Source organism: Candidatus Hydrogenedentota bacterium, from assembly GCA_035416745.1.
Lineage (GTDB): Bacteria > Hydrogenedentota > Hydrogenedentia > Hydrogenedentales > SLHB01 > UBA2224.
Window position 1 is genome coordinate 1 of record DAOLNV010000012.1, and the last position, 20,505, is coordinate 20,505.

The 20,505-nt window shown below is 60.0% G+C and carries 14 protein-coding genes; 3 read left to right on the forward strand and 11 right to left on the reverse strand.

The window, feature by feature from the left end; genetic code table 11:
* Positions 1 to 152: 152 nt before the first annotated feature.
* The 11 genes from PLJ71_06295 to PLJ71_06345 form a co-directional block, all read right to left on the reverse strand.
* Positions 153 to 947: a hypothetical protein gene (locus PLJ71_06295; GenBank protein HQM48280.1), complete on the reverse strand. Its 795-nt coding sequence runs from the start codon at positions 945 to 947 to the stop codon at positions 153 to 155.
* Between the two features lie 67 nt (positions 948 to 1,014).
* Positions 1,015 to 1,842: a hypothetical protein gene (locus tag PLJ71_06300; protein ID HQM48281.1), complete on the reverse strand. Its 828-nt coding sequence runs from the start codon at positions 1,840 to 1,842 to the stop codon at positions 1,015 to 1,017.
* 248 nt (positions 1,843 to 2,090) lie between these two features.
* The gene (locus tag PLJ71_06305; protein ID HQM48282.1) at positions 2,091 to 2,897 is read right to left on the reverse strand and encodes a M48 family metallopeptidase; all 807 of its coding nucleotides are present in this window, start codon (positions 2,895 to 2,897) and stop codon (positions 2,091 to 2,093) included.
* A 50-nt stretch (positions 2,898 to 2,947) separates the two neighbouring features.
* Positions 2,948 to 3,997: a histidinol-phosphate transaminase gene (hisC, locus tag PLJ71_06310; protein HQM48283.1), complete on the reverse strand. Its 1,050-nt coding sequence runs from the start codon at positions 3,995 to 3,997 to the stop codon at positions 2,948 to 2,950.
* A complete protein-coding gene (gene hisD / locus PLJ71_06315) occupies positions 3,994 to 5,301 on the reverse strand; it encodes a histidinol dehydrogenase (GenBank protein HQM48284.1) in 1,308 nt (435 codons plus the stop codon). Before hisD ends, hisC begins: the two co-directional genes overlap by 4 nt.
* Before the next feature lie 103 nt (positions 5,302 to 5,404).
* Complete coding sequence (gene murA / locus PLJ71_06320) at positions 5,405 to 6,655, reverse strand: UDP-N-acetylglucosamine 1-carboxyvinyltransferase (GenBank protein HQM48285.1); 1,251 nt, start codon at positions 6,653 to 6,655, stop codon at positions 5,405 to 5,407.
* A 107-nt stretch (positions 6,656 to 6,762) separates the two neighbouring features.
* Positions 6,763 to 7,326, reverse strand: a complete 564-nt coding sequence (secG, locus tag PLJ71_06325) for a preprotein translocase subunit SecG (protein HQM48286.1) — start codon at positions 7,324 to 7,326, stop codon at positions 6,763 to 6,765.
* Positions 7,327 to 7,414: 88 nt separating this feature from the next.
* Positions 7,415 to 8,170, reverse strand: a complete 756-nt coding sequence (gene tpiA, locus PLJ71_06330) for a triose-phosphate isomerase (GenBank protein HQM48287.1) — start codon at positions 8,168 to 8,170, stop codon at positions 7,415 to 7,417.
* Positions 8,171 to 8,511: 341 nt separating this feature from the next.
* Entirely contained in the window at positions 8,512 to 11,721 is a 3,210-nt protein-coding gene (locus PLJ71_06335) for an efflux RND transporter permease subunit (protein ID HQM48288.1), read from the reverse strand.
* Positions 11,718 to 15,278, reverse strand: a complete 3,561-nt coding sequence (locus PLJ71_06340; protein ID HQM48289.1) for an efflux RND transporter permease subunit — start codon at positions 15,276 to 15,278, stop codon at positions 11,718 to 11,720. The genes PLJ71_06335 and PLJ71_06340 overlap by 4 nt, the downstream gene beginning before the upstream one ends.
* Positions 15,279 to 15,370: 92 nt before the next feature.
* Positions 15,371 to 16,732 (reverse strand): efflux RND transporter periplasmic adaptor subunit, encoded by a 1,362-nt coding sequence (locus PLJ71_06345; protein HQM48290.1) that lies wholly within the window; start codon positions 16,730 to 16,732, stop codon positions 15,371 to 15,373.
* 404 nt (positions 16,733 to 17,136) lie between these two features.
* On the opposite strand from PLJ71_06345, the gene PLJ71_06350 reads away from it, so the two are divergent.
* From PLJ71_06350 to PLJ71_06360, 3 genes are all read left to right on the forward strand, one after another.
* Positions 17,137 to 18,069 carry a radical SAM protein gene (locus PLJ71_06350; protein HQM48291.1) on the forward strand — a complete coding sequence of 311 codons (933 nt, stop codon included), beginning with the start codon at positions 17,137 to 17,139 and terminating at the stop codon, positions 18,067 to 18,069.
* Positions 18,070 to 18,215: 146 nt separating this feature from the next.
* Entirely contained in the window at positions 18,216 to 20,078 is a 1,863-nt protein-coding gene (locus PLJ71_06355; protein HQM48292.1) for an ASKHA domain-containing protein, read from the forward strand.
* Between the two features lie 130 nt (positions 20,079 to 20,208).
* On the forward strand, positions 20,209 to 20,505 hold a 297-nt coding region (locus PLJ71_06360), incomplete at its 3' end, for a PAS domain-containing protein (protein ID HQM48293.1).

Here is a 20,505-nt window from a genome sequence, read left to right on the forward strand (position 1 = left end):
TGCGAAAAAGAAGGCTCGCGCCAAGTAAGCTGCTTTTGCGCGAAGCCGCGATTTGTGCCAGACACCCCCGCGAAGCCCAGTGTTTCGCGGGGATTTCTTATTTGCCTGGGAGAGAAAATCGCGGACGGCCGGGCCGCCGTATTTGAAACGCCTCAGCCGGGTGGCGCGGCAATCTTCCCGGTCTCGCCGGGGGTTTCCGCAGGGACTTTTCCGGGCATGTCCACGACTGCCCATCCGATGTGCTGCTTGTCTTCGATGGGTTTGGACTCTCCCCGCAGACATTTCCCATTGATCCAGAGCGCGATCCCTTTCGAATAGTTGGGTTCGTAACGGCCGAGCAGGTTGAACGCCTCGTCCGTCTTCAACAATCCCTTTTGATCTTCATAACACCCGAACCACCAGGCGCCATCAAACCAGCACACGGTTTGGATACCCTTTTTCGTGTATCCGCTCTGAATCACGTGCTGCTTGACGAAGTTCAGGTCTTTGTCGTACTCGTACGCATAATTCCCGTTGTACCCTTCCGGCAAGCCCCCAACGACAATGAACCTGCCGTCATGAAACGCCATGCCTCCCGCGCCATGCACTACTTCGGGCACCGCTTTTTCCGACAACAGCGACAGATCACGGGCGTCGTATACATATATCCAGGAATCGGCTTGCCCGGGTTCCTGGTTGAATTGTCCAAGGTTCACCGCGACGTATACCTTGCCGTCAACGTACGTCAAATCGCCCTGATGAGTGGGCGCGGCGACAGCCTTGAGAATCGCGCCGGTCTTATCGGTCTTGACAATGGCCACCGTGAATGACCAGTAGATGTTCTGTTGTTCATCGGTGGCGATGCCTTGCAGATGGCCCCCGTACACGCCCGGACACGCGATTTCCTCGGCGCCGCATAAGCGGCTGGCCGCAAGGGCGGTTGTGAAGACAAACAGGCACATGCGCATGAGAAGTTCTCCTGGGTTATTGGGGGAGTCTCAACGGATTCATATTCAGGTAACGCAATCTCCGTGACTATTCTGCGGCTGCGCCGGGCAGTTTTCCTGCTTTGGCCAGGCAGGCCTGCAAGAGGGTGATGTTTTCCTGGAGCATGTTCGGCTTGTGGTGTGGATAGATGCCGATACAGACCGCATCCTGGGGCCGCAGGTGTTGTGCCACAAACCACAGGGCTTCCTCGGGAGCGTTACGCCCCGCCGCCATCACTTTGTAATGAATCACCGGTTTGTTGAGTTTCCGGATCAGCGCCCCCATACGTTCGCGGTCTTCGGCGCGAAACCACTCGGCCATACCGGTCTTCAACTCAGCGCTCTTGTCGCGGTTGGCCGAGTTGTAATACGAGCACATGTAGAAATCCACATCAAGGTGGTCCTCCGCCCACTCGAACACTTGGGGGTTATGGCCGGCGATGCCCGCGGCGAGACCGGCGTCCTTAATCATGGCGATGGCGGCGGGGATGTCGTCGAGGTCACTGTGACTGAACCGGAAGTCCATGACGCCCCCGTGTATGAAGCACGCCCTCGCGCCGCCGTTGATGCCGTTCTGGATGCCCCTTGGAATGTCGCCCACCTCGGGACATGTCTGCGCGATCCATTGAATGCCTCCGCCCTCATCCCAATACTCGAGCAACATCCGCATGATGTGATGATCGGCGCGGCCCAGGTGGGTATTGACGCCGAGGGATTCCGCCTGCCGCAAGGTCTCTTTGATCCGGCGTGTTGTGAAATAGCGGCACATTTCCTTGTCTTTTTCGGTGGTCTGATGGGAGAACCCGCTGAATGGATTGCCCCCGATTATCATCCGGCTGACCGATACAGGGCCGAGCTTGACCTGATCAAGGATCATGACGCGCTCCTTCTTGTGGGCGCCATTGTACCATGAGTCTACGGCGACCGACGCGTCTGCCGGTCTCGGTCGACGTGCAGCGCAGGGTCTATTTCATGCCGAGGCGCGGGGAACACAGGAAAAGGGACGAAACGCCTGGGAGGACGCACACGTATAACAACTCCTCTTCCTGGCGTTCTCTAAGTATCCGTGTGAGACCGTTTCCTGCCGTGGAGACGTCCTTCCGGCGTGGGCGCGGTCTGAGGCAGCTACTTCAAGCGTGCGAGGGCCTTCTGATTGTACCGCTCCACGTAGAGGGGACTATCCTGCTGCTCGGCCAGGGGGTACCTCTGCAGGAGCGTTTGCAGCCGCACGTGCCGCTCCTGGGTTGGGGGGTGGGAGGCAAAGATGGGAAGAGGGTTGCCGCCGCCGGCACGCTGTTCCTCGGCCATCAGTTTCTCCATGAACGAGACCATGGCTGCCGGCTGATAGCCCGCGCGATACAGGAATTCCATGCCGAGCGCGTCTGCTTCCCGCTCGTTCTCACGGCTGTAGTAGCTGAGAACGCCTTGTCCAAAAACGCCGGACGCGATCTTGGCCAGCGTACCGGGGTCTTCGCCGAGCAGAAGTTGCGTCAACAGGCTATACCCGTATTGCTTTGTCAGTGCTTCGCCGTGGTGGTGGGCGGCGACATGGGCGACCTCGTGGGCCATCACGCTGGCAAGCTCCGCCTCGTTTTCGCAAATCTTCATCAAGCCCGTATATACGTACATGTGTCCCCCCGGCAACGCGAAGGCGTTTACCGTGTCGGGATTGTCAATCACCGTGAAGTTGTACGTTACATCCTGGCGCGTAGCCACGCTTGCTACCCGTGCGCCAATTTCCGAGACGTAGGCCTGCAGTTCCGCGTCCGTGGAGACCTTTTCCTGTTTCTCGATTTCGGTGGAGAGTTCGTTGCCGAGTTCGATCTCCTGCGGGGTGGACAGAATGTTTATGTTAAAAGGTTCCCCTTCAAGGGTCATGCAGCCTGCCGCGAGGAAGGCGCACGGCACAAGCATGAGAAGAGTCTTACGCATGACGGTGCCTTTCGTTTGGGCCGATTATTCAGCGCACAGCCTATGGTACGCTACTTCACGATATGGCGCAACGCCGTAATGAGGGCATCCATCTCGCCGTCCGTGCCGATAGTGATGCGCAAGGCATCTCGCAGCCGCGGGGCGTCAAAATAGCGGACAAATATCTTGTGATTTCGGAGCTTTTCGAAGATGGTTCGGGCGCCGGGCTTTTTGTCCCAGCGGGCAAGGACGAAATTCGATTGAGACGGCGTCACCTCAAAACCAAGCTCCTGGAGGGCGCCGGTGGCGCGTTTTCGAGTTGCCGCCACGCGCGAAGCGTTCCGCTTCATGTGTTCACAGTCGTTCAGGGCAGCAAGCCCTACGGCTTGTGTCACTGCGTTGAGGTTGTAGGAATCCTTGGTTTTCAGAAACTCCTCGATAATCGCGGGATTCGCGACTGCCAGTCCGAGGCGCAATCCCGCCAGGCTGAATGACTTAGAGAATGTCCGCATCACAATGGCGTTTTCGTGGCGCGCCGGAAAGTCCATGCAATTGTCGTCTGCAAAATCCACGTACGCCTCGTCGATCACAACGAGCCCGTTGAATTCGGCGCAGAGCCGTTCGACGTCCTCCCGCGGCACGCACACGCCCGTTGGAGCGTTCGGCCTTGGCAGGAAGCACATGCGCCCCCTGCACCCGAAGAACGATTCCGGCAGTTGATACGCGTCGTCCAGTTCTATCGCCTCCACCCGCGCGCCGTGCAGTTTGGCCAGGGTTTCGTAGAGCGTATAGGTCGGGTAGGTGGTTAGTATGGTGTCCCCGGGGTCCGCGAAGGTGCGGACCGCCATGGCCAGCAATTCATCCATGCCGTTGCCCGCCACCACCCACTCGGCTCCTGAGTAATGCTGAATCTCCGCCCATTTGGCGCGGAGAGCAGTTGCCAGCGGGTCAGGATACTTCCGCAGGGCGTCGGCTGCTATCGCCTTCAACGCTTCGAGCGCCATGGGGGAGGGGGGATAGGGGTTCTCGTTGGTGTTCAGTTTGATAATGTTGGGATCTTTGGGCTGTTCGCCTGGAACGTATCCCTCGACGTCTTTAAGCAATGCGCGCGCGTGCTTCACTTTCTGATCTCCACGGCGCGGGCGTGAGCTGTCAGGCCCTCCGCCGTTGCCAGCTTTATGATGTCTTCGGCGTCCTTTTGCAGCCGCGTCTTCGAATAGGAGACGTAGTTGGTGACTTTGCGGAAATCCTCCGCCGACAACGGCGAAGAAAACCGTGCCCGCCTGCCAGTCGGCAGAATGTGGTTAGGACCGGCGTAGTAATCGGTCACGGCCACGGGTGTCCCGCCTCCTAACATCACGGCGCCCGCGTTTTCAATTCTCTCGAAGACCGCAACCGGTTCCTCGGCTTGGATCGACAAGTGTTCCGGGGCCAGCACGTTGGTCAGGCGGATGGCGCCCTGCAGATCGGGCACCACATAGGCCAGGCCGAACGCATCGAGCGAGGCGCGAATCGTCGCCGCCCGCGACAGGAGCTCCAGCTCTTCCTCGACAACCGCAGCGACCTTTGGCGGCAGATCCGCGGACGGCGTAACCAGGATCGCCACCGAGTCGGGGTTGTGTTCCGCTTGGGCGAGCATCTCCGCGGCAACCTCTCTGGGGTTCGCCTTCGCATCGGCCAGCACCACAACTTCGGAAGGGCCCGCTTCCATGTCGATTGCACATACCGACGACACGAGCCGCTTTGCCAGGGTCACGTAGATGTTCCCCGGCCCGGTGATTTTGGGCACCGCGGGAACCATGCGGGTGCCGTATGCCAGCGCCGCAATGGACTGCGCGCCGCCGACTCGGAACACGCGGGTCGCGCCGGCGATTCTTGCCGCGGCGAGCACCAGCGGATGGATCGTCCCATTGTAAGATGGGGGAGAGACCATGATGATCTCATTAACCCCGGCCACCGATGCCGGCACAATATTCATCAGTACCGACGAAGGGTAAAACGCCGTCGCGCCCGGCACATAGACCCCCACACGCTCCAAGGGCGTGATGCGGCGGCCCAAGACCGTTCCGTCCTTGGAGGTCACTTCCCACGACTGGCGCAATTCCCGCGAATGAAATGCCCGTATATTGTCGAGAGCGCGTTCCAACGCGCCCACCAGGTCACGGTCAACTTCGTCGAAAGCCGCGCCGATCTCCTCAGGCGAAACTTCGAATTCCGAGGGGGCCAGGGTCACGTTGTCGAATCTCCTGGTGAATTCCGCAACGGCCTCATCACCCCGCGCGCGGACTTCCTCAACAATCGCCCGCGTGGAATCGAGTTGTTGGGCGAGATGTTCTTCTCCCCCCGCGGACGCTTCCTCGCCCCGCTCGATCGCCCGGATGACTTTTTCCAGCTCGCTCTCGTTCGTAATCGTTACGGTTCGCATATACCTCTCCCTCTAGTCGGCCCGTAGGAACCGCGCGCTATGCATACAGCAGGGACCGCAGGCCGCCCGCGAGATGGTTTTTCCGGAAAAGACCGGGGCCTTCCTACCGCACGCGCTGGATGTCCGCCCCGAGTGCGCTCAGACGTTCCTCGATACGCTCATAGCCCCGGTCGATATGATACACGCGCGCGACGGCGGTTTCCCCTTTCTCCGCGACCAGGCCGGCAATGACCAAGGCGGCGCTTGCGCGCAAGTCCGACGCCATCACCGGCGCTCCGCTCAAGCTTTTCACGCCGCGCACGATCGCCGCGTTGCCGTCGAGATCGATGTCCGCACCCATGCGGGCGAGTTCGGCTACCTGCATGAAACGATTCTCGAACACCGTCTCTCGGATGACGCTTACGCCTTCGGCCACGCACAGCATGGCCATCGTCTGCGCCTGCAAGTCGGTGGGAAAGCCGGGGAATGGCTGGGTTGTGATGTCGGTGCTCTTGAACCCGTTGGTCGCCCGGGCGCGGATGCGTTCGCCGAGGATCTCGACCTCCGCGCCGGTCTCACGCAGTTTCTTGAGGAAACTCGCGAGATGGTCCGCGCAGGCATTCTGCACCGTCACGTCGCCGTGGGTGGCGACTCCCGCCAGGAGGAACGTCCCTGTTTCGATCCGGTCCGGGATGACCGCGTGCTCCGTTCCCGCCAGGGCGTCCACGCCCACTATAGTGATAAGGTCGGTGCCCGCACCGGAGATCCGTGCCCCCATGTTATTGAGAAACGCCGCCAAATCCACAATTTCAGGTTCGCGCGCGACGTTGCTGAGCCTGGTCACGCCTTGGGCGCGGCAAGCGGCCATGAGAAGGTTTTCGGTGGCTCCGACGCTCGGGTAGTCCAGCGCGAAGTCGGCTCCTTTCAAGCGTCCTTGCGCGACGACATAGCCTTCTTCGATCGTTATGGAGGCCCCGAGAGCCTCGAGGCCGGCGAGATGGATATCGACGGGCCGTGTCCCGATTGCACATCCGCCCGGCAGCGATACCCGCGCCTTCCCGAAGCGGCCCAACAGAGGTCCCAGCACGAAGAACGAAGCCCGCATCTTCCGCACGAGGTCATACGGCGCCTCCTGGGTCCCCACCACAGAGGCATCCAGGTTCATCGAGCGGCCCGTGAAATCAATCCGCATGCCCATGCCTGACAGAATCTTGTCCATGGTGAAAATGTCATGAAGGCAGGGGACGTTATGGAGGAGGCACGGTTCCTCGGAAAGCAGTGCCGCCGCCATTAGCGGCAGCGCCGCGTTTTTCGCGCCGCGCACATACACGGTGCCGTGAAGCGGGCGGCCGCCCCGAATCAAGATCTTGTCCATACCGGTGGCTCTGCTCCGTTACCCGGGGGAGGGGAACCCTGCCTCGAAAAAAACAGGCCCAAAGCCCCGGGAGGCTCTGGGCCGCAACACCAGTCTTCTGAAGGTCTCTACTGATTGGCGGCCGGGGGCGATGCCTCCCCGGCGTCGCCTGCGGGCGTCTCTGCGGTAGATTGATCCGCAACGGGCGCCGGAGGTTCCACGGTCACGGTCTGTGGCGCGGGCTGCTCGGGCGCCGCTTCCTCGACGGTAACCGAGGGAACCGCTCCAGCTCCTTCGTTCGCCGGAGCCACCGGGACCACGCCGGCTGCTTCGCCCTCAGCAGCTGCCGGGGCCGCGCCGATACCACCCTCGTCGTAACCGCTCATGTCGACGGTCTCTGTTTCGACCAATTCTGGGGCCTGACCCTTCGAGATTCGCCCCGAAAGAAGCGACATTCCCATGGCGAGCAGGAGGAACATGCCTGCCATGACGTAGGTCAGCTTTACGGGCAGGCTCTTGCTCATGCGGGGCCCGAACACCGTGTCCGCCCCGCCGCCGCCGAGGCCAAACGCACCCGCGAAGCCCACGCCTTTGCCCTTCTGAACCAGAACGACGAAGATCAATCCCAGGCATGCGGGAACGTACAGAATCACGCAAACCCACCACAACCAATCAAAGAGTGAACCTAACATCCGCCTCGATGTCCTATCGGGCCGCCCGTTTTCGTTTCGGCCGCGCCGGGCCGGATTGCGGGTCGTCCCATGATGATGCCTTGCCCTGCTACAGGGATTTCTTCACGATCTCCGCAAAAACGTCCGCTTTTAACGATGCCCCGCCGACCAGCGAACCATCGACATTCGGTTTCGCCATCAACGAAGCCACATTGTCCGGCTTCACGCTGCCGCCGTATTGTATTCGTACCTTGTCGGCAACCGCTTCGCCAAACTGGTCTTGGACGAGGCCACGCACGAATGCATGGGCCTCCTCAGCCTGTTCCGGCGTGGCGGTAACGCCGGTGCCGATGGCCCACACCGGTTCGTAGGCAATGGAGGTGTTGTCGAAATCGGCCTGCGACAACCCCATCAGACCGTTGGTGACCTGCCGTACCAGCACATCGTTCATCTTGCCGCCTTCGCGCTCCTCGAGGGTCTCGCCAATGCAGAACATGACCTTCAACCCGGTTGCCAGCGCGAAACGCAGCTTTTCGTTGAGAAACTCGTCGGATTCGTTAAAAAACTGCCGCCGTTCGCTGTGACCGATAATGGTCCAGGTGCAGCCGGCATCCTTCAGCATCTGCGGCGAAATCTCGCCCGTATACGCGCCGCTTTCTTTCAGATAGCAGTTCTGCGCGCCGAGCTGAATGTTGCTTCCTTTCAACGCCTGCGCAACGGGGTAAAGGGCTGTGAATACTGGGCATACAACGATGTCCGCAGCTTCGATGCCTTCCACAAGCGGTTTCAGCGCGTTCACCAGTTCCAGCGATTCGCCTACCAGCTTGTTCATTTTCCAGTTGCCCGCGACAAGTGGTTTTCTCACAACTCACCCTTCCTTTATCCGTCAAGTCGGCCGGCTTGTCCCACAAATCCCAAAGCCGGTAAAACAGCCTAGCATAATGCCTTGCCGCGAAGCAAACACCGCCTCACCCTGACCTCTGCCCAAGGGAAGAGTCAGACGCCTCACACGGGTCAGACAGGCTGGACGGTTCGTGAACCGTATGGTTGAATCCTATTCGTTTCGGAAACCAGAACCAGTGCGTGGCCGTCAGCGAGGGCCAGCCCGGTATAGTGGCGGCACCTGCCCCTCAACGTGAACTGGGGATTACTGAACGGACTCCGTATCTTCTGGATTTCCGGCGTGCCTGTCCAGGTTCCGGGTGACTATTTCGCGACGCCGAGATTTGTGGAGCGCATAGCCCGTTTGTCGCGCGCTCCCATGGCGACCAGACTGGCGAAATAACTCATGAACCAATAACGAAAATCATCGATCAGCGAGTAAAACAATGGAACCACAAAGAGGGTCAGGAACGTGCCCATGGTCAGTCCGCCGATGAGGGCTTTGCCAAGGCTGTGGAAGGCCACTTCACTCCCCATGCTGCCGCCCATGGCCAGCGGCACGCATCCAAGTATGGTAGTCAGCGCGGTCATCATGACCGGACGAAACCGATCCCGTCCTCCCTGAAGGATCGCTTGCATTCGTTCGGTTCCTTGCCCGCGCATCTGGTTGATATGATCAACGATCACAATGCCGTTGTTTACAATTACGCCGACCATCAGGAACATGCCGATATAGGCTATCGTGTCCATCGAGGTCCGGGTGAGGAACATCGTCCACCATACCCCGAGAAAGGCCACCGGTATCGTAGTCAATATTGACAGGGGCAGAACAAACGATTCGAACAACGCCCCCATGACAATGTAGATCATGACGATTGCGAGCATAATCCCGGTGATAAAATTTGCCCGGTCCTGCGCCAGCTCGACCAGCTCGTCGCCCAGTTCGATCGAATATCCGCGAGGCAACGGAAACCTCCCCACCAGCTCCTCCAGGTTCTTTTTGATCTCGGCCAGGTTTTCCCCGCTCACGTTGGCGGTAATCGTAGTGACGTTCTTCGCATTGATGCGCTGAATCTGTTTGGGGCTGTGCGCCTTCTCGAACCGCACGATCCGGTTGAGCGGCACGAGTTCGCCGCTGACCGTCAGCAGGGCGACGTTGTCGAGGCTGGTCTTTCGTTTCCGATCTTCCTCGCGGAACTGTGCCCAGACGGCGATCTCGCGCCCCTCGCGTTTCATGTACGGCAGCCGCGTGCCCCGGAGCGCAAAGTCCACGGTTCGCGCCACAATCAGCGGATTGATGCCAAATCGTTTTGCCAGCGTCTCATCGATGCTTATCTGCATTTCCTGGCGGTCGATCTCCGCATCGGTCTGCACTTCACTCACGTTGGGGATCATCGCCATAAGGGTGCTGAAATGCTTTGCCTTCTCGGCCAGGATTGCGGCGTTGTCGCCCCGCATGCGGACCCTGACCATGCGCGTAGCCCCCTCGGACTGCGCAATCGAGAATCCCAATTCGGTTCCGGGTAAACGGGTGCCGGTTTCCGGCGACGAGAACCGTTGCCACAGAATGTCCAGGACCTGTTCCGTGGTATAAGGGGGTTCCTTGCCGCCCGGGTATTGGTCTGCGTCGTAGAGAAAACAGCTTATCTCGCCGCCTTCGGGGCCGTAATTCACGAACACGTTTTCGACGCCCAGCTCATCGCGCTGCTGGTTGATGGATGCGAGCAGCTGGTCCATGACTCCTTTGGCCATTTCCATGTCGAAGTTCTGATCGAACTCTACGTCAATACGCACCTCGCGCGTGTCAATCTCGGGCATGCCCTGCATGCCCACGTACCTGAACGGAATCGCGAAGGTTAGGGCGCCGAAAGCCAGTATCAACAATACCGACGCCAGGCGCCAGCGCATCACCCAGTGAAGGGCGGCGACATAGCCGTTGATTGTGCTTTTCAGGGGGTGCAACCGTGCCACGCGTCGAACCAGCCGGATGAACCACTTCCCGAAAAGGCGTTCGGCCAGCGCAATAATCCGGTGGAGAAGGGGATGTTCCGACAGATTCGACAGCTCGTTCATATGGCTGGCCGCCAGCGGTATTATCGTCAAGGCAATCACGAGACTTGCCACAAGCGACACCGTGATGGGCAATGAGAACTGGCGCATGTGCTGTCCCATCTCGCCGCTTTCCATGAACAGGAGCGACACAAAGACGACGATGGTGGTCAGCGTGGACGCCGTAATAGCCATCCCCACCTCCGATGCTCCGCGCCGCGCACTCTCAACCGCCCCCAGTCCCAACTGCCGATACCGGTAAATGTTCTCGATCACCACGATCGCGTTGTCTACCAGCATCCCCAGGGCGATGATCAGCGAGCACATGGTTACGATGTTCAGCGTCATCCCGATGAAGTACATGACCACCAGACCCACCACTACTGACGAGGGGATAGCCAGTGCCACGACCAGCGTGGGACGGATGCGCAGAAGAAACAAAAACAGCACGACAACCGCTAAAAGACCGCCCGATTTCCCGGCCTTGATAAGGTTGTTCAAGGATTGCCGGATGAGTTCTCCTTGGTCGAAGAACACGTAAACGTCCAGATCTTTGAAATCCGGTTCCGTTCGTGCTTTTTCGAGGGCTTCATGCACGCGCTTGCATGTCGCGATGGCATTTGCCTCGGCTTCCTTGCGAATCATCAGGAACGCCCCGCCCTTGCCATCGATCGTGAACTCTCGCTGGAACTCCCGCGCCTCGAATCCCACATTCGCCACGTCTTTGACGCGCAGCCCTTCCGGGTTGATCATCACATCCGCGATTTCGTCCGGATGTGTGAATTCTCCCAACGCTCTCACGTAATACTTCGTCGGCCCTTCTTTCATTTCGCCGACCGCGAGATTCAGGCTGCTTCGTTGAAGATGGGCTACGACCTCGTATAGGGCCATCCGGTGCGCCCGAAGCGCCTCTTGGTCGAATTCGATCAGTACTTCCTGCTCGGGTTTGGTGAACACCTGCACTTCGGCGACGCCGTTCACGCGAAGAAGCCGCGGCTGGAGGACTGTCCGAACGCGGTGAGCCAACTCTTCATCGTTCTTCGCCCTTCCCAACCCTATCAGCAGGATAGGCAGGGATTGAGAGCTGAAGCGGAACAGATACATGTCATCGACGCCGGAGGGGAGCTTGAGGCGAAGGCGCTCCATGCGGTCCCGCACCTCCGCTGTTGCCAGCGACATCTGGGTGTCCGATTCGAACAACAGACGGATATTGCATCCTTCGCTGTCCGACGTGCTGGCGATGCGTTTAAGGTTTGAGACCGTGCGGAATTCTCCTTCCGCGGGAATGGCGATCTCCGCCTCGACCTGTTCCGGCGTCGAGTTGGGGTAGGGAATGCTGCAGCTCATCATGGGGAAGTCCATCCGATGGATGAATTCAAGCGGGATCTTCGTCCATGCAATCACGCCGAGACCAAGCACCGTAATCAGGATCATCGTTGCCGTAATCGGCTTCTGGAGAGCTATGCCGGTCAGGTCGGACTTCATGTTTTGTCCCGGCCGCCGAACAGGTAATACGCCATCGGAATGATCACGAGCGTGAGCAGCGTCGCGGAGGACAGCCCCGCCATCACCGTAATGGCCAGGGGCCGCCGCATCTCGGCGCCTTCGCCGCTAGACAATGCCATGGGGATCAAGCCTAGAACGGTCGTCAAGGTCGTCATTAGAATCGGACGCAGCCGAACTGTTCCTGCGTGCACAACGGCCTCGCGCTTCGTCATTCCCCGCGCGCGCAATTGGTTGACGTAATCGACGAGCACTATGGCGTTGTTGACCACGATGCCCGCCAGAATGATCCCGCCGATGAACACCATGATGCTGATGTTGATGTTCATAATGACGAGCGCGTATACGACGCCTATGAACGCCAGCGGCACAGAGAACAGGACCAGGAACGGGTGCAAGATGGACTCAAACTGGCAGGCCATCACCACGTATACGAGGAAGATGGCGAGCAACAAGGCGAATTGCAGGCTCTGGTAGGATGTCGCCAATTCGCGGTTCTGTCCACCGAGGGTCCAATCAAAATCCTCTGGCATCTGGATTTGCCCGACCCGGGCCTCGATATCCCGCGACACGGCGCCCAAGTCGCGGCCCTCAACATTCGCCGTGACCAGTGCAACGCGCCGTTGATCGATTCGCCGAATCTCGCTCGGCCCTTCTTTGACTTCGATGTTGGCGACGGTTTCGAGCGGAATCGGCGGCGTTCCCTCGATCACCGATACCTGCCGCAGGTCGCGCAGGCTGTTGAGGCGTTCCCGGTTTGTGCGCACCCGGATGTCGACCTTTTCGCCCGCGCGGTTGAACTCGGTGGGGGCGTCGCCCTGCACCTCGTTGCGCAGACGCAACGCCACCATGTCCGGCGTAAGACCCTTTGCCGCCAATAGCTCACGGTCCAACCCGATGATCACTTCCGGGTAACCCCGTTTCATGTTCAGTTCCGCATCCTTCAGTCCCGGTACGTCCTCGATACTGGCAAGGATGGTCTGTCCCACCTCGCGCAACTTGTCTATGTCATCCCCCTGAATCTGAAGCTCGACGGCATACTTGAAACTGAACAGCGCCGGCAATGTGAACGTGATATTGGCGCCCGTCCGCGCGACGAGCTCGCGCCGTATCTGCTCGATGATCGCGTCCTGGTACTGCGCGTTTTCTTCGGGGTCTTTGAGGGTTACCGTGAACTCGGCAACGTTCTCGCCGCGTTCGCTTTCCGCCTTTGTTTTTTCCGAGCCGACTTCCACGCCTACCGTGTCAACGATTGGAAAGCTCCGAACGATCTTTTCCAGCTCGATTGCCTGCCGCTCGGTCTGTTCGAGCCGGGTTCCTGGGGGGGCCTCCATGCGGATGCCGAACTCCCCCTGTTTCAGCGGCGGGATCAACTCCGTGCCCAGCTTCGGTATCAGCCACCCCGCATGCACGGACAATACGAGGGCCAGGATAAGCACCAGCGCGCTGAAACGCAGGCTTGACCGCAACATCACTCTGTATGTGTCTCTGAACGCGTTGAAGGCGATTTCAAAAAGCCAAAACGGGACCCACACAGCAATGCGAACAATCCGGCTCACTATCCAGTAGACAGCAACAAGCAGCACGGAGATCGGGAAGAGCACGGCGATAAAGGCGATAGAAATGCCCTTGAGCAACACGCGCACGGCAAACAGCACCGCCAGAAAAGGCGCAAACAATACCGTCCCGACGGCCGACGCCAGACCTTGTAAAACGCCCTTGCGGAAGCCCTTGTTCAACAAAGTGGCCAGCGGCTTGAAATCCTGGCGAAAAGCTCCCGTGAGCCATGTTCTCATGTAGCGGCCACTTCGCGGAACGGCCCCCAGAAAAGAGCCTACGACCCCGCGCCCGGACTCTCTGCCTTCGTGATACGCCCTCAGCAGCCATACGACATCGCGGTCGGCGAGGAGCGACATTGGCGGCCGCGAGGCGATCATAGGATTGAAGTACAATGCCACTGCCAACGATGCCAACAGCGAGAATGTCACCGTCAATGCCAAGTCTCCAAAGAGCTGGCCGGCGATCCCCTCGACGAAAGCGAGCGGAAAGAACACGGCGACCGTCGTCAGCGTGGAAGACGTGACGGCGCCGGCCACCTCATTGGTGCCCCGGTTCGCCGCTTCGGTCGCGCCGTCGCCTTCTTCCGTGCAACGGAAGATGCTCTCCAACACCACGATCGAGTTGTCGACCAGCATGCCCACGCCGAGGGCCAGGCCGCCCAGCGACATAATGTTGAGCGATACTTCCCGCATGTACATGGGTACGAACGTGGCGATAATCGAAATCGGGATCGAAATGCCTATGATGAGGGTGCTCTTCAGCTCTTTGAGGAAAAAGGCAAGGATGATAAGTGCCAGGATACCGCCCATGATGGCCGTGTCCTGGACTTCCTCAATCGAGGCCACGATGAACCGCGATTGATCGCTCACCATCACGAATTCGCTCTGCCCCGGGTCTGGAAGCCGCGATAGCAGCGTCTTGCGAAGATCCTGGCTGCGCCGCTTTTCCTCATCTTCGACGCCGGCGTTCCGCAGCTTCTGAACCCGGTCGGCGGCCATCTCCCAGAAGCTGAGTTTGCGCTCAAATCCGAAAAGGTCTTTGAGCTTATTGCACACTTGGACGGTGTTGGCGTCGCCCCACTTGTAGATCTCGAGTTCCACGGCCTCCCCGCCGTTCAGACGCACGACCGTATCACGGTCTTTCTGCCCCTGAACAACGTCGGCTACCTGCCACAACTGGATGGGGACGCCGGCGGGCGTCACGATCAGCGTTTCGCGGATCTCGGATACCGATTTGTACTCGTTGACCGTGCGGACCAGGTACTCTGTTTTGCCCTCTTTGAGTCTGCCGCCGGAGAGATTGATGTTTTGCTGCGCAAGGCCGCTGCTGACGGTGTCAAGGTTCAGGCCCAGGTTCTTGAGCTTCTGGGCATCTACCAGAACCTGGATCTCTTCCTCGCGGCCTCCTTTTACCAGCACCTGGGCGATCCCAAGTTCCCCTTCGAGGTCGCTCTTGATATGGCGTTCAGCGGATTCGCGAATCTGAGTGAGACGCTCCTGTTGTCTCGCCAGATCTTGCGACGTATCCACGATCGCCACCCGCATGACCGGGTCCAGCGTCGGGTCGTAGCGTAGAATCACCGGATTCTGGGTGACCTCCTCCGGGGGCTCGAACAGGTCCAGACGGTCTCGGACGTCCTGCTGAGCCGTGTTCATATCGGTGTCCCATGTGAATTCCAATATGATCTCGGACAGGCCCGGCGACGAGACGCTGCTGATCTGCACCATCCCCGGGACAATGGCGAGCGTCTCCTCGAGCGGCCGCGTCAAAAGCTTTTCCACGTCCTCGGGGGCGGCCCCCTCGTATTCCGTGCGCACGGTGAGCGTGGGATAGGAAATGTTCGGCATCAGGCTGATGGACAGCCCTTGATAGGATTTCCACCCGAATACCACCAGCGTCAGGAATACCATCGCGGTGGTGACGGGCCGGCGGATTGCCAAGCGGTACTGCTCTTTCGGGGAGGGCTGCGTTTCGCTCATACTTATGTTTGACGCTTCCTAAGGTGCCGGCGCACTTTCATGCGCACAATGGGTGCCGGCCAGCCGGGTTCGAGAATCTGGAGATGCGCCATTTACCTGAGGCGGTCTATGCCGTGGTGACCGCCCCGCTGGCCGCTCTCCTTGTTTATCTTGGCCTCCTCGGCTGCCTTCAGCGCTTCCTCAGCGCTCAAACCTGCGCTCTTTGCCAGTTCTTTCTCGGCTGTGGTGATGCTAATCCGGGTTCCGGGCTTCAGGGTCTGCTGGCCCAGGGTTATTACTAGATCGCTCTCACTCAGCCCCGCTACGATTTCCGATTCGTCGCTATCCTCGAGCCCGACCTCGACTTCCACGCGTTCCGCAATCCAGTGCTGTCCGCTTGTTGCATTCGGAGGTTCCGAGGTGCTGCCCTGGCCGTTGGCGGCGTTGTCCGCATCCGTGTTTTCTGGCGGGTCGTCTTGGCCGGCCTCTTGGAGGCCGTCTCCGGCCGGTGCGGGGCGCGCTTCTTCCGCCGACGCTTCTCCTGGCTCTTGACTGCGCGCCAGAAACACGTAGGTGCGCGCATTTTCCTCGATCACGGCGTCCTTGGGGACAAGCAGCACACTCTCGTGGGTCTCCATCACGAGGCGCACGCGAGCAAAGGCCGCTTCCCGGAGCCGTTCCTGGGTCGCCTTATCAAGACTCATCACGACCTTTATTGTGCCGCTCGTCGGGTCTACGCTCGGATTGATGCGGGCAATGCGCGCCTCGAACTCTTCACCAGCGATAGCGTCCACGGTGAATTTGGCGATCTGCCCTTCCCTCAGCTGCATGAGGTTTTTCTCAGGCGGACTGATCACAAGCTGATAGGAGGAGGGGTCCACCAGGGAAAACGCGGGCGTCCCGGCTGAAACCAACATGCCGGCCTGAATGTGCCGGTGCGTCACCACGCCGCTTATGGGCGCGCGGATAGTGAGATTTGCGAGCTGGAGCTCCTGGATGCGTCGCGTAGCCACGGCATTGTCGTATGCGAACTGAGCAGCGTCCCTGTCCTGTTCCGCCAGTATGCCGGCCTCAAAGGCCTGTTTCGCTCTTCCGCAAGCCGTTTTGCGCTCGCTTTCCGTCACCATCGCCTGGTTCAAGGCAGCCCGGGCTTCGTCCTTGTCGAGTTCCGCGAGCACATCGCCTTCGTTCACCTTGTCGCCTTCGTCGGCAAAAACGGCCACGCAATTTCCCATGCCTTCCGCGGTGACATCCACGCGATTCTCGGCCTCGATGCGCGTCGTGGTCTCGAAATAGGCGGAAATATCGCCCCGTGTGGGGGTTTTCACCTCGACAGGAATGACAATCTCCTCGACCGTAAATTGCGCCGCCGCCTGCGCGGCGCTGGCAGCCGCAGTCCCCGTGGCCGAGCCGCTACATCCGGCCGTCACGGCCAGTGCCGCGGCTAAACCCAAAATCGCCAAATATTTGTGCATTACACCTCCAGGCAAGCCGGGAATCTCCGGACGTAATACAAAACATGCTCGAAAACTGGCGCATGGTATAGGGTTTCGTTCGCAAGGTCAATTCTTCCTTGCCCTATATGCACTCCACCCACTTTGCTGGAATCACGTTGTTTAGACCTTGCCAGCCGGAAGAAGGTTTCATCGTCCGCGCGCGCCGCCGGGGCCCGGCGGCTTGTCAACGGGCAACGCGAAGGCAGGATGCGCTAACCAACGCTGCTGCAGTGTGTTGGCTCGCTTCTTCGCCTGGGGGTCAACTTGCCGCGCAGTGGGCACAGAGGAGGGGAAAATGCGGAAGGGTCCTGCCTGTTCGTGGTACCATAGCGTTGCCGCCCGCTTCCGGCGAATCCGGGGGGGCAATCACGGATACCCAAACCATGAGCAACGATTACCGGTACGTCTTTGGTCCCATCATATCCCGGCGCATCGGGCGCAGCCTTGGCGTCGATGTGCTGCCGCCCAAGACGTGCACCTATGACTGCATCTATTGCCAATTGGGACGCACGACTCACAAAACTGTTGAGCGCGGGGAATTCGTTTCTCTTGAAGAAGTCTTGGGCGAACTCCGGCGGAAACTAGATGAGGAGCCCCACGTCGATTACGTGACGCTCGTGGGCTCGGGAGAACCGACGCTTTACAGCCGTCTGGGCGATTTGATCGCTGGCGTAAAGGCCATGACCGGCGTGCCCGTTGCGGTCATCACCAACGGCTCGCTTTTCTGGCAACCCGCGGTTCGCGCCGAATTGCTTCGGGCTGACCTTGTGATCCCGTCCCTGGATGCCGGCGACGATGCCATGTTTCGGGAGGTGAACCGCCCGGACAGCGCGATCGGTTTCGAGCAGATGGTCGAGGGACTGGCCGCCTTCCGGAACGAGTTTGCCGGACAGCTCTGGCTCGAGGTGCTTCTTCTGGCCGGCGTGACCGATGACCAAGTCGCCCGGATCAAGGCGTTGGCAGACAGAATCCGGCCGGACCGCATTCAGCTGAATACCGCGGTGCGCCCGCCCACATTTTCGACGGCACGGCCCTTGACCGCGGAAGCGTTGGACCGCATCGCCGCCATGCTGGGCGAGGGCGCCGAGGTTGTGGCCGATGTCGGCCCTGCAGCTGACGCCGCGACGCGGACAGTCTCGTCTGAAGAGGTTTTGAACATGCTCCGGCGTCATCCTGCCTCCGTCAGTGAAACCGCGGTAAATCTTTCGATTACGGAGCAAAACGCCCGGGAGTGCATCGAAGCCCTGCTGGACTCGGGCGAAATCGAGGAACACCGGCTCGAGAAAGGAACGTACTATCGCGCGCGCAACGAATAAACCGTATGAGGAGCCGGATGTCGATGCCAGGTTAGCTTGCAGGGCCATCGTTGGGGATGGGGGACGCGCCGCGCGGGGCGCTAAAGACATGCGGGACCGGAGCATGGGCTCGTTGACCGCCGCCGAAACGTGTACAAGGAATGCACATGGACGATAAGGCCAGAGTCGTCTTTCAACCTTATGGGAAGAGCGTGCGGGTGCCCGTGGGCGCCACCGTGCGTGAGGCAGCCTCGCTTGCGGGAATTCCTCTCGAATACCCGTGCGGCGGACAGGGTACCTGCGGTAAGTGCCGGGTGAGGGTGGCAGGGGCAGACAGTAAGCCGGGTCCCGCCGACGAGACCTTTTTCTCGAAACAAGAACTGAGTGCAGGCTTCCGCCTGGCCTGCCAGACTCGTCTTCACGCGGATGTCAACATCGAGATTCCTGAATCCGGTCTGCCGTCAGGCAAGAACCAGATCCTGGCGGGGCGCGCGGCTTCTCCGTCTGCCGCTGCCGATCCGCCTGTACGCGCGGTGTTCGTGAATATGTCAATGCCCACATTGACGGACGATCGTCCCGATGCGGAACGCCTTCTCGACGCTGCTCATGCGGATTCCGTCGAACCGGCGCTTCTTTACGAACTGCCCTCGCTGGTGCGGGACCATGATTTTCGGGGTACGGCGATCGTGGCTTCCGGACGCCTGATAGATTTCGTTGGAGGACCGGAAGATGCTGCGTGCCTTGCTGCGGCATTCGATATCGGCACCACCACCCTGGTGGGCGAACTCCTCGATTTGCGGACCGGTGCGATACGGGGTTTCGCGTCGCGTATGAACCCTCAAACCGTTTTCGGGGACGATGTGCTGTCGCGTATCACGCATGCATCCCGAAGCCGCGAGGCCTTGCGCGAGGTGCACGACACTGTCTTGATTGCGGTCAATGAGATGGTGTCCGAAATGGCGGCGCAAGCCGGGCTTGGAACACAGAGCATCTACGAGGTCGCGGTTTCGGGCAATACGACCATGGAACATCTTTTTGCGGGGCTGAACCCGCATGCGCTGGGCGTGGTTCCCTTTGTGCCTGTGGCGCGGCGTGGCCTGACCCTCGAGCCCGGACAGGTTGGCATCGATATGAACCCCAATGGCCGCGTATATGTTCTGCCGGTTATCGGGGGGTTCGTCGGCGGAGACACGGTGGCGGGCATCGCCGCAACCGGTCTTGAAGAGGCCGAGCGCCCATCCCTTCTCATAGACATCGGCACCAATGGCGAACTCGCGCTTGTCCACAACGGCAAGCTGACCGCGACATCATGCGCAGCGGGCCCCGCGTTCGAGGGGGCCCGGATCTCGTGCGGCATGCGCGCGGCCGCGGGCGCCATCGAAGCCGTGGTCTTCAAGGAAGACGTCCGGGTCTCCACCATCGGCGGCGGAGCCCCTATGGGGCTATGCGGTTCCGGTCTCATCGACTTGGCGGCGGAACTCCTGCGCAAAGGCATTCTTCTTAGCCAGGGTTTGTTTGTGACGCCCGGCGCTCTGCCCGATAGCCTCCCGCCGGCCTTGCGGAAGCGCGTGGTCGAAGAAGAGGCTGGTACCGCCTTTCTGTTCGCCCGGGCCGAGGAAACGCTCTCGGGGCGGCCGCTTCTACTCACCCAGCGCGACGTGCGGGAATTGCAGCTTGCCACGGGTGCTATCCGCGCGGGTATTTCCATCCTGTTGAAGCGGGCGAACCTCGAACCTGCGCAGCTGGACCGCGTCTACGTTGCCGGGGGGTTTGGGAATTACATTCGACTTGTCAATGCGCAGCGCATTGGCTTGTTGCCGGAAACACTCGGCCAGGACCAATTCAGTTTCGTGGGCAACACATCGCTCGAAGGGGCCCGCGCCGCCGCCTTCTCTCTGGGCGCCCGCGCAAGAGCAGAGGCCATCTCGCGTGCGACCGCCCATTTCGATTTGTCGTGTGACGCGGAATTCCAAACCGAATTCGCGATGGCCATGTTCTTTCCGGAGGAGGCGGATGAAAACGCCGTTTGATACTACGAAGAGGTCCGGCCGCGGTGATTCGTGCGGCCACTTTGGCGACGGGCGTTAATATATGCGATTATTGGACATAGGGCACAGCGAGCGTGTTGTACGTCCGCGCGTTTCATGAAAGTCCAAATCCATGCATGGTCTGTTTAGCACATTGATGGAGAGTTCCTGCGACGCTGTACTTGTCGTGGATGCCGCGACGGGCACTGTTGTGGACTGCAACGCCTCCGCATGCCGCCTCCTGGACACCACGTCCGGCCAGCTCATCGGTGCACATCACACAACCTTTTATCCCCAGGAACTGCGGGCGGAGTACGCCTGGGACTTTGAGCAGGTCGCTTCCGGCGCAACCGCGTCCACCGTGGAAAGGCAGCTTCTGCTCCGCAACGGCGAAACGGTATGGGTCGAGGCCAGCGGCTGCGTTTCTGAG

Bases quoted from the DNA above. Each gene is read 5' to 3' on its own strand.
- secG (HQM48286.1), bottom strand. From the start codon at position 7,326: ATGTTAGGTTCACTCTTTGATTGGTTGTGGTGGGTTTGCGTGATTCTG.
- PLJ71_06300 (HQM48281.1), bottom strand. From the start codon at position 1,842: ATGATCCTTGATCAGGTCAAGCTCGGCCCTGTATCGGTCAGCCGGATG.
- hisD (HQM48284.1), bottom strand. From the start codon at position 5,301: ATGCGAACCGTAACGATTACGAACGAGAGCGAGCTGGAAAAAGTCATC.
- PLJ71_06305 (HQM48282.1), bottom strand. From the start codon at position 2,897: ATGCGTAAGACTCTTCTCATGCTTGTGCCGTGCGCCTTCCTCGCGGCA.
- PLJ71_06350 (HQM48291.1), top strand. From the start codon at position 17,137: ATGAGCAACGATTACCGGTACGTCTTTGGTCCCATCATATCCCGGCGC.
- PLJ71_06340 (HQM48289.1), bottom strand. From the start codon at position 15,278: ATGAGCGAAACGCAGCCCTCCCCGAAAGAGCAGTACCGCTTGGCAATC.
- PLJ71_06335 (HQM48288.1), bottom strand. From the start codon at position 11,721: ATGAAGTCCGACCTGACCGGCATAGCTCTCCAGAAGCCGATTACGGCA.
- PLJ71_06295 (HQM48280.1), bottom strand. From the start codon at position 947: ATGCGCATGTGCCTGTTTGTCTTCACAACCGCCCTTGCGGCCAGCCGC.
- murA (HQM48285.1), bottom strand. From the start codon at position 6,655: ATGGACAAGATCTTGATTCGGGGCGGCCGCCCGCTTCACGGCACCGTG.
- PLJ71_06345 (HQM48290.1), bottom strand. From the start codon at position 16,732: ATGCACAAATATTTGGCGATTTTGGGTTTAGCCGCGGCACTGGCCGTG.
- PLJ71_06355 (HQM48292.1), top strand. From the start codon at position 18,216: ATGGACGATAAGGCCAGAGTCGTCTTTCAACCTTATGGGAAGAGCGTG.